The sequence below is a fragment of the Pantoea sp. paga genome, assembly GCF_007558755.1.
GTDB lineage: Bacteria > Pseudomonadota > Gammaproteobacteria > Enterobacterales > Enterobacteriaceae > Pantoea > Pantoea agglomerans.
In genome coordinates this window covers 1-13,197 of sequence record NZ_VLTF01000006.1, presented here as the reverse complement: position 1 = coordinate 13,197, position 13,197 = coordinate 1, and the positions used below count along the sequence as shown (strand labels likewise).

Below are 13,197 nucleotides of genomic sequence, written 5' to 3'. Positions count from 1 at the left end.
ACATTATGAGTCTTAATTACCTGGATTTTGAACAGCCAATTGCAGAACTGGAGGCGAAGATCGATTCGCTGACCTCAATTGGTCGTCAGGATGATAAACACGTTAATCTGGATGAAGAAGTTCAGCGTCTGCGTGAGAAAAGCGTTGAGCTGACCCGTAAAATCTTCGCCGATTTGGGCGCATGGCAAATCGCTCAGCTGGCGCGTCATCCTTTGCGTCCTTATACCTTTGACTATGTGCGCAACGCCTTCGACGATTTCGATGAGCTGGCGGGCGACCGTGCTTATGCCGATGACAAAGCGATTGTGGGCGGGATTGCACGTCTTGATGGACGTCCGGTGATGATCATCGGGCACCAGAAAGGCCGTGAAACCAAAGAGAAAATTCGCCGTAACTTCGGCATGCCAGCACCGGAAGGCTATCGCAAAGCGCTGCGCCTGATGGAGATGGCTGAGCGTTTCAAAATGCCAATCATCACCTTCATCGACACACCGGGTGCCTATCCGGGTGTGGGCGCGGAAGAGCGTGGGCAGTCTGAAGCGATTGCCCGCAACCTGCGTGAAATGTCTGGCCTGAAAGTGCCGGTGATCTGTACGGTCATCGGTGAGGGTGGTTCAGGTGGTGCGCTGGCGATTGGCGTGGGCGACAAAGTGAATATGCTGCAGTACAGCACCTATTCAGTGATCTCGCCGGAAGGCTGTGCATCCATTCTGTGGAAAAGCGCTGACAAAGCGCCGCTGGCCGCTGAAGCGATGGGCATTACCGCTCACCGTCTGAAAGAGTTGAAGCTGATTGACTCCGTGATCCCTGAGCCACTGGGTGGCGCGCATCGCCGTCCGGTTGATATGGCGCAGTCACTGAAGCAGCAGCTACTGGCCGATCTGGCCGATCTCGATGGATTTAGCACTGAAGAGCTGCTGGATCGTCGTTATCAGCGCCTGATGAGCTACGGCTACGCCTGATTTAGCCCCATCCATAAAAGCGGACTCCGGTCCGCTTTTTTTATGCCGCCGGTTTATCTCCGCACGCTATTCCCCTCTCTTTCAGCGCCATCCGATAGCCGCCTCGCTACACCTTCCGCGGGTTAGCGGTTATGCTTGTCCGGTTCCACAATAATCAGGGAGATGGGCATTGAATATTCTGGCGATCATGGGCGCGCACGGCGTGTTTTATAAAGATGAACCGTTACGCGAACTCGACGCGGCGTTAAATCTGCAAGGCTTCAGGCTGCTTTACCCGAAAAACAGTGACGATCTGCTGAAACTGATCGAGCATAATCCGCGTATCAGCGGCGTCATCTTCGACTGGGACGCGCACAACAGTCCGGAACTCTGCGGTGAGATTAATCAGCTCAACGAATACCTGCCGCTGTACGCCTTTATCAATACCCACTCGCAGATGGACATCAGCGTCAATGAGATGCGCATGCCGCTGCACTTTTTTGAGTACGCGCTGAATGCCGCCGACGATATCGCGCTGCACATCCGGCAATATACCGATGACTATCTCGACCACATTACGCCACCACTGACTAAAGCGCTGTTCACCTATGTGAAAGAGGGCAAGTACACCTTCTGCACGCCGGGCCATATGGCGGGCACCGCGTTTCAGAAGAGCCCGGTGGGCTGCCTGTTTTACGATTTCTTCGGGGCCAATACCCTGAAATCGGACATCTCAATTTCCGTTACCGAACTGGGTTCGCTGCTTGATCACACCGGTCCGCACCTTGAAGCGGAGGAGTACATCGCACGCACTTTTGGCGCCGAGCAGAGTTACATGGTGACCAACGGTACCTCAACGTCGAACAAAATTGTCGGCATGTATGCCGCACCGGCGGGCAGTACCGTGCTGATCGATCGCAACTGCCACAAGTCACTGACCCATCTGCTGATGATGAGCGATCTTATCCCCATCTGGCTGAAGCCGACCCGCAATGCGTTGGGTATTCTCGGCGGTATCCCGAAGCAGGAGTTCACCCGCGAGAGCATTTCGCTCAAGGTGGCTGCCACCGACCGTGCCACCTGGCCGGTTCATGCGGTGATCACCAACTCCACCTATGATGGGCTGCTCTACAATACCCAGTACATCAAAGAGACTCTGGATGTACCGTCGATTCATTTCGATTCAGCCTGGGTGCCTTACACTAATTTCCATCCGATCTATGCCGGTAAAAGTGGTATGAGTGGCGACCGCATCCCGGGAAAAGTGGTGTATGAAACGCAATCGACCCACAAACTGCTGGCGGCGTTTTCGCAGGCATCAATGATTCACATTAAGGGCGACTACGACGAACAGACGTTTAACGAAGCCTACATGATGCACACCACCACCTCGCCCAATTACGCCATCGTCTCCTCTATTGAAACTGCTGCTGCCATGCTGCGTGGCAATCCCGGTAAACGACTGATCAATCGCTCGGTGGAGCGCGCGCTGCACTTCCGCCGGGAGATCCAGCGCCTGCGCGAAGAGTCTGACAGCTGGTTCTTTGATATCTGGCAGCCGGAAGAGGTTGACGAAGCGCAATGCTGGCCGATTCAGCCCGGCGACGAAGAGTGGCACGGATTTACTCAGGCCGATCGCGATCACATGTACCTCGATCCGATCAAGGTCACCATTCTGACGCCGGGTATGAGCGAACTGGGGAAGATGGCGGAAGAGGGGATCCCGGCGGCGCTGGTGGCGAAATTTCTTGATGAGCGCGGCATCGTGGTGGAGAAAACCGGTCCCTATAACCTGCTGTTCCTGTTCAGCATCGGCATCGACAAAACCAAAGCGATGAGCGTGCTGCGCGGGCTGACCGAGTTCAAACGCGCCTACGATCTCAATCTGCGGGTGAAAAACATGCTGCCGGATCTCTATGCCGAAGATCCTGACTTCTATCGCAATATGCGCATTCAGACACTGGCGCAGGGGATCCATCAGCTGATCCGCCATCACGATCTGCCGCGTCTGATGCTGCAGGCATTTGATGTCCTGCCCGAAATGAAGATGACGCCGCACCAGGCGTTTCAGCAGCAGGTGAAGGGCAACATCGAAACGGTGGATCTCAGCGAACTGGTCGGGCGGGTGTCGGCCAATATGATTCTGCCTTATCCGCCAGGCGTTCCACTGGTGATGCCTGGCGAGATGATTACTGAGAAGAGCCGCGCGGTGCTCGATTTTCTGCTGATGCTGTGCAGCATTGGACGGCATTATCCGGGCTTCGAAACGGATATTCACGGCGCCAGCCTGACCGAAGAGGGCGAGTATCGCGTCCGCGTGCTGAAAAACGACCTCGCATAAACCTTTAAACAACTATCAGCGGCAGGGTGTCTGTGGACAGCCTGCCCGAATCAGGGAATTGAACATGTTGCAGTTAACCGCTATTCACCACATCGCCATCATCGCCTCTGACTATCAGCGCAGCAAAGCATTCTATTGTGACGTACTGGGTTTCCGTCTGATGGGCGAATATTACCGCGAAGCGCGGGATTCCTGGAAAGGCGACCTTGCCCTACAGGATCGCTATACCATTGAGCTGTTCTCTTTCCCTGAGCCGCCGGCGCGGGTCAGTCATCCTGAAGCGTGTGGCCTGCGTCATCTGGCCTTTACCGTGCCGGATGTTGCCGCTGCCGTCGCGACGCTGGCCGATAAAGGCGTTATCTGCGAGCCGATTCGCATTGATGACCTGACCGGTAAACAATGCACTTTCTTTGCCGATCCGGATGGTTTGCCGCTGGAGCTTTATCAGGCGTAAAATAGCGTGCTCAGCGGGCGACATTCAGTGGCCCGACTTTCTGGATTCTGCCATGTCTTTGCCCGCTTTTGACACCCTGTTGCAACCTGATGCCGCCCTGGTGGTCGCATTCAGCGGTGGACTGGATTCAACCGTGCTGCTGCATCAGCTTCGCGGCTGGCAGCAGCAGCATCCTCAGTTGCGCCTGCGGGCACTGCATGTTCACCATGGGCTTAGCCCGAATGCCGATCGCTGGGCAACACATTGCCAGACGATTTGCGCGCAGTGGCAGCTGCCCTGTGAAGTGCTCCGCGTTAACGTTGATGGCAGGGAAAACGGCATTGAAGCGGCTGCCCGCACCGCCCGTTATCAGGCGCTGAGTGCGGCACTGCAGCCGGGCGAAGTGTTACTTACTGCGCAGCACCTCGACGATCAGTGCGAAACATTCCTGCTGGCGCTGAAGCGCGGCAGTGGCCCCGCCGGGCTGGCAGCGATGCCCGCTACACGCACGCTGGGCTCTCATCAGCTGGTGCGTCCGTTGCTGAATCAGACGCGACAGTCGCTTGAAGCCTATGCCGACGCGCATCAGCTGGTATGGATTGAAGATGAGAGCAATCAGGATCTTCGCTACGACCGCAATTTTCTGCGGCAGCGGCTGCTGCCTGAGCTTTACCAGCGCTGGCCCCATTTTGCCGAGGCAACGGCCCGAAGTGCGGCGTTGTGCAGTGAGCAGGAGCAGTTGCTGGATGAACTGCTCGCCGGACAACTGGCACAGCTTATCCAGCCTGATGGCAGCCTGCACTTTCCACCCTTAATGGCCATGAGTGAGCAGCGTGCTAATGCCTTATTGCGGCGCTGGATCGCCGGACAGGGGGGGGCGATGCCGTCCCGTGAAGCGCTGAAACGCATCCACGACGAAGTGATGGCGAGCCGGGAGGATGCGCAGCCCCGGCTGCGATTCGGTCAGGCTGAACTCCGTCGTTATCGTCAGCAGCTCTACTGGCTGCCGTTGTTCAGTTCGCTGCGCGATACCGTGCTGGCATGGCCCGATCTCTGCCAGCCGCTGGCGTTACCGCAGAACCTTGGCACGCTGCGTGCCAGCCAGTCAGAGGGCCTGTTGCGCTATCCTGAGCCGGATGAGCAGGTCAGCGTGCGGTTTCACGCACAGGGTCATGTCCATCTGATGGGCCGTCGTGGCGGAAGGGAAATGAAAAAACTGTGGCAGGAGTTACAGATACCGCCGTGGCAGCGTGAACGGTTGCCGTTAATTTTTTATAACCAGACGCTGGTCTGCGTTCCGACTATCTTTATCACTCGTGATGGCGCGGCCACTGATCAGCAGGGCTGGCAGATAGTCTGGGACGGGGTATCCGGCGCAGGAGAACAACAATAATGAAACAGTGGCTTATCGCCTGTTTAGCGTTCACCGTGTTACCGGCATGGGCAGCGGGTGATGCGCAACGCGGCGCACAGAAAGCGGGCAGTTGCATGGCCTGTCATGGCGCAGCGGGAAAAGCGGCGGTGCCGCTCTATCCTGACCTGGCCGGGCAGCACGCACCTTATCTGGAACATGCCCTGCAGGCCTATAAAAAGGGCGAACGCAGTGGCGGTCAGGCTGAAGTGATGAAGGCGTTTGTGGCGGGATTGAGTGACAGCGATATGGCGGATTTAGCGGCGTACTACGGTTCGTTACAGCCCTGAAGTTTAACAGGGCGGAAAGGTCCCGCCCTGAATGCGTAGGTTACTCTGCGCTGACAACCACCGTACCCAACTCGGGATGGGTGAAGCTGGCGATATGGTCGAGACGTAATTCGCGATGTTCACCGGAAAGATCGATAGCCAGATATTCAACGTTCTTACGTGAAAAGATCTCTTTGGCTTTTGCCTTAAGCTGCTCGCCATCTTTCATTTCCAGCGACAGCATCCAGTTGTTCTGGCAGGCGAGTTCCAGATTATCGTAATCATCGCAATTGATAGGTTGGTACGCTTCATTTATCAACATAGTCGCTCACCAATAAGTTAGCAGCGGCGTAGGCCGCCTGTTCCCTGACAGAAGAGTTTAGCTCAGTATTTGCGGCAACATCATTAAGTGCCTTCAATGCGCAGCCAATCGCATCCGGTATGTAACCTAAATCCCCGCTGCCGATTTCGGCATACTTCCGGCGAACTAACTCACAATAATTTTGCACGTGGCCCTCCTCGGCAGAGCGTAAATACTCTGGTTAACTGGCGACTATATCATAGCCATTTAGAGGAAATCAGCCTGCGTAAAGCAGGAACAGTGTGCGAATCACTGCTAAAGTGACAGATTCCGCTGTCTGAGGCGGTCTGAATCAGAGCACAAAAGGTTAATTTGATGAACAGGTTATCGGAGGTCAACGTGGTTAAGGTGTGGGGAGCGAGCTTATGATTATGCTATCCCGTTCGGTTGAGATTCCGGAGAGTGAGATTGAGCTGACGGCGATTCGTGCTCAGGGCGCAGGCGGACAACATGTCAATAAAGCCAGCACCGCCATTCATCTGCGCTTCGATATTGCTGCCTCTTCACTGCCCGCGTTTTATAAAGAGCGGCTGCTCACCGCCACTCATCATTTGATTACCGGTGATGGCGTTGTGGTGATCAAGGCGCAGGAGTATCGCAGTCAGGAGATGAATCGTGAAGCGGCGCTGCAACGTCTGGTTAATCTGATCCAGGAGCTGAGTACCGTGGAAAAAGCCCGGCGCGCCACGCGGCCGACCCGCGCCTCAAAAGAGCGCCGTCTGGAAGGAAAAGCCCGCCGCAGTTCAACTAAATCGATGCGCGGCAAGGTGCAATAAAAAACGCCCCGCAGGCGGGGCGTTTGAGTACTTACAACGTCAGGGGCGAGCGGCGAAGAGATCGAGCCTGCTCAGGGAACGGGGTCAGATCGGAAAGTCGCTAAAGCCATCCATGGCCGCTCGGCCCGCACCGTCCCTGGCGCGGGACGCTTTCCTCTCCTGACCCGGTTCCCTTCGCGTTGAGCTCATCTGCTGCGGCCAGATTCAGCCCGCTATGATTAACGCTAAGAACTTACTTATTCAGAGCCTTCAGCAGGAATTCAACAATTTCATCCTGCTTAATCATCTGCTTCTCACCGGCACGACGTGATTTGTACTCAATCTCCTGATTATCGAGATTGCGATCACCAATGACGATGGTGTGTGGCACACCAATCAGTTCCATATCAGCGAACATCACGCCCGGACGCTCTTTACGGTCATCCAGAATAACCTCAACGCCTTTAGCACGCAGGGTGGCATACAGCTCTTCCGCCAGCTCTTTAACCCGGAACGATTTCTGCATATTCATTGGCAGAATCGCAACTTCGAAAGGTGCCAGTGCGGCGGGCCAGATGATGCCGCGATCGTCATGGTTCTGCTCAATGGCTGCTGCAACAACGCGGGTGATGCCGATGCCGTAGCAGCCCATGCTCATCACCTGATTGCGGCCATCTTCGCCCTGAACAGACGCTTTCAGCGCGTCAGAATACTTGGTGCCGAGCTGGAAAATATGACCGACTTCGATGCCGCGCTTAATCTGCAGCGTGCCTTTACCATCCGGGCTTAAATCACCTTCGACCACGTTACGGATATCCGCAACGCTGGCCAGCGGCAGATCGCGCTCCCAGTTAATGCCGAAGTAGTGCTTACCATCGACGTTGGCACCGGCGCTGAAGTCGCTCATCTTCGCCACGGTACGATCAGCAATAACAGGCATCTGCAGACCAACCGGGCCGATTGAACCCGGTCCGGCACCCACTGCAGCGCGAATCTCTTCTTCGGTCGCGAACACCAGCGGTGACGCAACGATCTCTGACTTCTCCGCTTTGATCTCATTAAGCTGATGATCGCCGCGTACCAGCAGGGCAACCAGCGCGTGGCCGCTCTCTTCGGCACCTTTAACAATCAGCGTTTTCACTGTTTTTTCAACAGGCACACTGAATTGCTCAACCAGTTCCGCGATAGTTTTTGCGTCTGGCGTCTCGACCAGTTGCATCTCCTGCGACGGCGCTGCGCGCTCACCAGCGGGTGCGACGGCTTCGGCCAGCTCAATGTTGGCCGCGTAATCAGAATCGGTAGAGAAGATCACATCATCTTCACCGCTCTGCGCCAGAACCTGGAACTCATGGGAGGCGCTGCCGCCAATCGAGCCGGTGTCGGCCTGCACGGCGCGGAAATCCAGACCCATACGGCTGAAGATCTGGCTATAGGCGCGGTACATCGCGTCATACGTTTCCTGCAGCGACTCCTGCGAAACGTGGAACGAGTAAGCATCTTTCATGATGAATTCACGTGAACGCATCACGCCAAAGCGCGGACGGACTTCATCACGGAATTTGGTCTGGATCTGATAGAGGTTGAGCGGCAGTTGCTTATAAGAGCTCAGCTCATTGCGGATCAGGTCAGTGACCACCTCTTCATGCGTCGGACCCAGCACGAACGGACGCTCGTGGCGATCTGCAATACGTAACAGTTCCGGGCCATACTCCTCCCAGCGACCGCTCTCCTGCCACAGGTCGGCGGGCTGCACAACTGGCATTAAAATCTCAACCGCGCCCGCGTTGTTCATCTCTTCGCGCACGATGTTTTCGACTTTTTTCAGCACGCGAACCCCGGTCGGTAACCAGGTGTACAAGCCAGAAGCCAGTTTGCGGATCATACCGGCGCGCAGCATCAGCTGGTGGCTGATCACTTCAGCGTCGGAAGGCGTCTCTTTCTGAGTAGAGAGCAGATATTGAGTAGTACGCATTGATTACGGTTCCAGTTGATCGGAAAGTCACAGACAGAATTTTGCTGGCGGCTAGTGTACCAGTGAGATCACCGGCTCAAAAGCGGGTTTTAACGTGGGTCGATGGCGATCACTTCAGTACCGGCATCGTCAATGCGCCAGCGTACATTAAAATCCATCAGCCAGGCCGCATATTCCCGCGTCTGTGTCTCGCCCTGACGGTAAGCGGGACGGGGATCCTGTGCCAGCACTTCACTGATAAAGCGAGCCAGATTGGGGTAGCACGACTGCTGGTGGAGCTGCTGTTGTGCCAGCTCGGAGAAGCGAACCGGCATATCAGCCGCAGGTGCCGCCTGAGCAAAACCCGCCTGGGCATGGGGCAATGCTTCGGCAAAGGGCAGATAAGGTTTGATATCCACCACCGGGGTGCCATCGACCAGATCCAGACTGCCAAGCTGCAGGATCACCTGCTGTTTTTCAATCCTGATACCTTTTAGCTCAACCAGCGACATGCCAATGGGATTCGGACGGAACGTTGAACGTGTCGCAAATACACCCATGCGCGCATTGCCGCCCAGCCGGGGAGGACGAACCGTGGGACGCCAGCCGCCCTCCATCGTCTGATGGAAGACAAACAGCAGCCAGAGGTGGCTGAACGCTTCCAGTCCACGCACCGCTTCCGGCTGATTGTAAGGTGGCTGCAGGTGCAGTTCGCCGCCGCCATCCTGCACCAGCCCTGGCTGGCGCGGCACGGCAAACTTCTCCTTCCACGGTGAGCGGATTACCCCAATTTGCGCAAAGGCGAATTCACTCATTGATTGCTGACTTTCAGTGCCGAACCCTGACACACCGCCTGACGATAGCAGCCTGGCGTGCCGGTGACGATTTCACACTGATGCAGCAGCACCGCATTAGCTTTCATCTGTGACGCTTTGATCTGCAGACGTTTACGTGCAGTAGCGATGTTGGCCGGGGAGTTCTGATTACTGATCTGGCAATCTTCAGCGGAGACTTCACCCAGATCGCGGAACGGCTTGCTGACCAGATCGGCGGCATCGGTATAGAGTTTAACCGGTGCCGGCCGTGACACAGGCTTGCGGGTGGGTTCACTGGATTGCTGCGGCCGGGACGGTGCGCTGCTTATCGGGTGATACTCATGAACACACCCTGTCAGCATCAATGCTAACAAGCAGAGCGGTAAAAAACGCATGGCAACATCCTCAGGTTTCAAAAAGTGGCGTTATTGAAACAAGGACAAGAATAAATAACAAGTCGGGCAGGGCACCCAATAACAGAAAGGGCGGCATAGCGCCGCCCTTAAGGAGATGAACAGCTGAATTACCAGCCTTTAACCGCGCCGCCGTTAAAGACTTTGTTAGCGGCATCGTAGACTTCGTCAGACTGGTAAGCCTTGACGAATTTCTTCACGTTTTCCGCATCTTTATTATCTTCGCGCGCGACAATCAGGTTCACGTACGGTGAGTCTTTATCTTCAACGAAAATGCCATCTTTGGCTGGTGTCAGGCCAATCTGGCTGGCGTAAGTGGTGTTGATAACCGCCAGCGCGATCTGCTGATCGTCCAGTGAGCGAGGCAGCTGCGGCGCTTCCAGCTCAACAATTTTCAGATGCTTAGGGTTTTCAGTGATATCCAGTGAGGTTGGCAGCAGGCCCACGCCATCTTTCAGTTTGATCAGACCTACTTTCTGCAGCAGCAGCAGCGTACGGCCCAGGTTGGTCGGGTCGTTTGGAATGGCAACCTGAGCGCCATCCTGCAGCTCATCCAGTGACTTAATCTTTTTCGAATAGCCCGCAATTGGGTAGACGAAGGAGTTACCCACTGAAACCAGCTTGTAGCCACGATCTTTGATCTGCTGATCCAGATACGGTTTGTGCTGGAAGGCGTTGACGTCGATATCGCCTTTGCTCAGCGCTTCATTCGGCAGTACGTAATCGTTAAAGGTGACCAGCTCAACGTCCAGACCATATTTCTCTTTGGCAACTTTCTGCGCTGCTTCAGCAACCTGCTGCTCAGCACCGACAATCACGCCCACTTTGATGTGGTTAGGGTCTTTCTCTTTTTGATCGCATCCTGCCAGCGCAATCGCGCCAATCAGTGCACCCACAGCGGCAATTTTCTTGAATCTGAAAGACATATCCTTTCCTTCTTAATAATGTGATATTGCTGGCTTATTTATGGGACACCGCACGCACGATGCGGTCGCCACAGAATTGAATGAGATACACCAAAACCACTAACAACACCAATACCGTATTCATCACAGTGGCGTTATATCCGATATAACCATACTGATAACCGATCTGGCCCAGACCACCGGCACCCACAGCGCCACCCATGGCGGAGTAACCAACCAGGGTAATCAGGGTGATGGTCGCAGCATTCACCAGGCCAGGCATCGCTTCCGGCAGCAGAACCTTACGGATGATCTGCATTGGCGTAGCGCCCATGGCACGTGACGCTTCAATCAGTCCGGTTGGCAGTTCCAGCAAGGCATTTTCAACCATACGCGCGATAAACGGTGCCGCGCCTACGGTCAACGGCACGATGGCCGCCTGCAGTCCGATTGAGGTGCCGACGATTACGCGAGTAAAAGGAATCATCCAGACCAGTAAGATAATGAAAGGAATGGAGCGGAAGATATTCACCAGCGCGGAGAGCACGCGATAAAGTCCCTGATTCTGCAGAATCTGGCCCGGACGGGTGACATAGAGTAAAACGCCGACCGGCAGACCCAGCACAAAACCGAAAAATCCAGAGACGAAGGTCATCATCAGCGTTTCCCACACGCCCCGTCCCAGCAACCACATCATCGCTTCAGACATAACCTAACACCTCTACTTTCACATGATTCTCCTTCAGCCAGGCAATCGCCTCGCGGGTATCGCTTTCTGTGCCGTGCATTTCGGCCAGCATAATGCCGAACTTCACGCCACCGGCGTAATCCATCTGGGCACTGATAATGTTGTTATTCACGTTGTAACGGCGCGCGGCTTCAGACAGCAGCGGCGCATCAACTGATTTACCGGTGAATTCCAGTCGCAGCAGGGGCACGGTGCCTTCAGCGGCGGTGGCAGAAAGACGCTGCTGGTAATCATCCGGAATATCCAGATGCAGCGTAGACTGAATAAACTGCTGCGCCAGAGGTGTCTTAGGATGAGAGAAGACCTCACTGACGCTATCTTTCTCAATCAGCTCACCGTGACTGATGACCGCAACCTGATCGCAGATGCGTTTTACTACATCCATTTCATGGGTGATCAGCAGAATCGTCAGCCCAAGCCGGCGGTTAATGTCTTTAAGCAATTCCAGAATAGAGCGGGTCGTCGCGGGATCCAGTGCGCTGGTGGCTTCATCACACAGCAGAACTTTGGGATTGCTGGCCAGGGCGCGGGCAATCGCGACACGCTGCTTCTGTCCGCCCGACAGATTCGCGGGCCACGCATCATGCTTGTCTGATAATCCCACCAGTTCCAGCAGCTCAGTTACGCGAGCATTGATCTGAGCGCGGGAGAGATTACCGAGTTCCAGTGGAAGAGAAACGTTGCCCGCGACGGTACGGGAGTTCATCAGATTAAAGTGCTGGAAGATCATGCCGATCTGGCGGCGCGCCTGGGTTAACTGACGTTCGTTGAGTGCGGTTAAATCAGCGCCGTCTACCAGTACGCGGCCCGAAGTAGGGCGCTCCAGCAGGTTAACGCAACGAATCAACGTACTTTTACCGGCACCGGAAGCGCCGATAACGCCATAAATCTGTCCGGCAGGCACGTGCAGGCTGACATCCGTTAACGCCGGGATAGACCGCGTGCCTTGCTGAAACACCTTCGTGATATTTTCTAGTTTAATCATTATGTTATTTATTATCGTGTTGCGTTGTCCGTGGTGTGGGAAGCCTCGTCGCTTTTATTCGGTATAAAAGCTGGATGGATGTTAAGGCATCCAGACGTCTAAATCAATGGAAGTGATTCAATCTGACATTCTCCCTTTTATAGCAATCATGCGATACTGATCGGCAATTTTTACAGCAGGAGTTTCTACGTGGCGAATAAAGTCCCCGCTATTTTTCTTGATCGTGATGGCACCCTTAATGTCGACAATGGCTATGTCCATGAGATCGATGACTTCCAGTTTATTGACGGCACGATTGAAGCGCTGCAACAACTAAAGGCAATGGGTTTTGCGCTGGTGGTCGTGACCAATCAGTCTGGCATCGCGCGCGGTATGTTTACTGAAGATACCTTTATGCGGCTGACAGAATGGATGGACTGGTCGCTGGCCGATCGTGATGTTGATCTGGATGGCATCTATTTCTGTCCTCACCATCCTGAAGCAACAGTAGCAGAGTTCCGTCAGGCCTGTGACTGCCGTAAGCCTCAGCCGGGTATGCTGCTGACGGCACAGGAAGAACTGAATATTGATATGGCCGCTTCTTATATGGTGGGTGACAAGCTGGAAGATATGCTGGCAGGGCAGGCTGCCGGTGTCGGCATGAAAGTACTGGTGCGCAGCGGCAAACCGGTCACCGCTGAAGGTGAAGCAGCAGCAGATTGGGTGATTAATAGCCTGGCAGAGCTTCCGGCGCGCATTAAAAAGGGGTAAAAACGGCGCTTTTGTGCAAATTTCAGACGAACAGAAAAAAAGTCTTAATTTGCACTTGCGCTATCTGAGCCGTTCCCTATAATGCGCCTCCACTGACACGGCAAACCGGAAACGGAAAA

Annotated in this window: 15 protein-coding genes; 7 read left to right on the top strand and 8 right to left on the bottom strand. The window is 54.9% G+C overall.

Annotated elements, in window-relative coordinates; all coding sequences use genetic code 11:
• Positions 1-5 precede the first annotated feature (5 nt).
• The 5 genes from accA to FOV68_RS16085 all read left to right on the top strand — a co-directional run bounded on the left by accA (position 6) and on the right by FOV68_RS16085 (position 5,416).
• Positions 6-962 carry an acetyl-CoA carboxylase carboxyl transferase subunit alpha gene (gene accA / locus FOV68_RS16105; protein ID WP_010254150.1) on the top strand — a complete coding sequence of 319 codons (957 nt, stop codon included), beginning with the start codon at positions 6-8 and terminating at the stop codon, positions 960-962.
• A 169-nt stretch (positions 963-1,131) separates the two neighbouring features.
• Complete coding sequence (locus tag FOV68_RS16100) at positions 1,132-3,282, top strand: lysine decarboxylase LdcC (RefSeq protein ID WP_033756642.1); 2,151 nt, start codon at positions 1,132-1,134, stop codon at positions 3,280-3,282.
• Positions 3,283-3,346: 64 nt separating this feature from the next.
• Positions 3,347-3,736 (top strand): VOC family protein, encoded by a 390-nt coding sequence (locus FOV68_RS16095; protein ID WP_010671867.1) that lies wholly within the window; start codon positions 3,347-3,349, stop codon positions 3,734-3,736.
• A gap of 52 nt (positions 3,737-3,788) precedes the next feature.
• Positions 3,789-5,108: a tRNA lysidine(34) synthetase TilS gene (gene tilS / locus FOV68_RS16090; protein ID WP_143991211.1), complete on the top strand. Its 1,320-nt coding sequence runs from the start codon at positions 3,789-3,791 to the stop codon at positions 5,106-5,108.
• Positions 5,108-5,416 carry a cytochrome c gene (locus FOV68_RS16085; protein WP_143991210.1) on the top strand — a complete coding sequence of 103 codons (309 nt, stop codon included), beginning with the start codon at positions 5,108-5,110 and terminating at the stop codon, positions 5,414-5,416. Before tilS ends, FOV68_RS16085 begins: the two co-directional genes overlap by 1 nt.
• Before the next feature lie 40 nt (positions 5,417-5,456).
• Here the strand turns inward: FOV68_RS16085 and rof are convergent, their stop codons facing one another.
• Together rof and FOV68_RS16075 are read right to left on the bottom strand one after the other, a co-directional pair.
• The gene (rof, locus tag FOV68_RS16080; RefSeq protein WP_010254167.1) at positions 5,457-5,717 is read right to left on the bottom strand and encodes a Rho-binding antiterminator; all 261 of its coding nucleotides are present in this window, start codon (positions 5,715-5,717) and stop codon (positions 5,457-5,459) included.
• Positions 5,704-5,904 (bottom strand): YaeP family protein, encoded by a 201-nt coding sequence (locus tag FOV68_RS16075; RefSeq protein WP_010254172.1) that lies wholly within the window; start codon positions 5,902-5,904, stop codon positions 5,704-5,706. Before FOV68_RS16075 ends, rof begins: the two co-directional genes overlap by 14 nt.
• A 217-nt stretch (positions 5,905-6,121) precedes the next feature.
• Between FOV68_RS16075 and arfB the strand changes: the two genes are divergently transcribed.
• Positions 6,122-6,532 (top strand): alternative ribosome rescue aminoacyl-tRNA hydrolase ArfB, encoded by a 411-nt coding sequence (arfB, locus tag FOV68_RS16070; RefSeq protein ID WP_010254175.1) that lies wholly within the window; start codon positions 6,122-6,124, stop codon positions 6,530-6,532.
• A gap of 232 nt (positions 6,533-6,764) precedes the next feature.
• On the opposite strand, the gene proS is transcribed toward arfB, so the two are convergent.
• From proS to metN, 6 genes are all read right to left on the bottom strand, one after another.
• Positions 6,765-8,483 carry a proline--tRNA ligase gene (proS, locus tag FOV68_RS16065; RefSeq protein WP_010671869.1) on the bottom strand — a complete coding sequence of 573 codons (1,719 nt, stop codon included), beginning with the start codon at positions 8,481-8,483 and terminating at the stop codon, positions 6,765-6,767.
• 89 nt (positions 8,484-8,572) lie between these two features.
• A complete protein-coding gene (tsaA, locus tag FOV68_RS16060; RefSeq protein ID WP_143991209.1) occupies positions 8,573-9,277 on the bottom strand; it encodes a tRNA (N6-threonylcarbamoyladenosine(37)-N6)-methyltransferase TrmO in 705 nt (234 codons plus the stop codon).
• Entirely contained in the window at positions 9,274-9,672 is a 399-nt protein-coding gene (gene rcsF, locus FOV68_RS16055) for an Rcs stress response system protein RcsF (protein ID WP_031591195.1), read from the bottom strand. The genes tsaA and rcsF overlap by 4 nt, the downstream gene beginning before the upstream one ends.
• Before the next feature lie 128 nt (positions 9,673-9,800).
• Positions 9,801-10,616 (bottom strand): MetQ/NlpA family lipoprotein, encoded by an 816-nt coding sequence (locus tag FOV68_RS16050; protein WP_010254184.1) that lies wholly within the window; start codon positions 10,614-10,616, stop codon positions 9,801-9,803.
• 34 nt (positions 10,617-10,650) lie between these two features.
• Positions 10,651-11,304: a methionine ABC transporter permease MetI gene (locus tag FOV68_RS16045; protein WP_031375299.1), complete on the bottom strand. Its 654-nt coding sequence runs from the start codon at positions 11,302-11,304 to the stop codon at positions 10,651-10,653.
• Positions 11,297-12,328 (bottom strand): methionine ABC transporter ATP-binding protein MetN, encoded by a 1,032-nt coding sequence (gene metN, locus FOV68_RS16040; protein ID WP_031591192.1) that lies wholly within the window; start codon positions 12,326-12,328, stop codon positions 11,297-11,299. Before metN ends, FOV68_RS16045 begins: the two co-directional genes overlap by 8 nt.
• A 189-nt stretch (positions 12,329-12,517) precedes the next feature.
• Between metN and gmhB the strand changes: the two genes are divergently transcribed.
• Positions 12,518-13,078: a D-glycero-beta-D-manno-heptose 1,7-bisphosphate 7-phosphatase gene (gene gmhB / locus FOV68_RS16035; protein WP_031591190.1), complete on the top strand. Its 561-nt coding sequence runs from the start codon at positions 12,518-12,520 to the stop codon at positions 13,076-13,078.
• Positions 13,079-13,197: the final 119 nt, after the last annotated feature.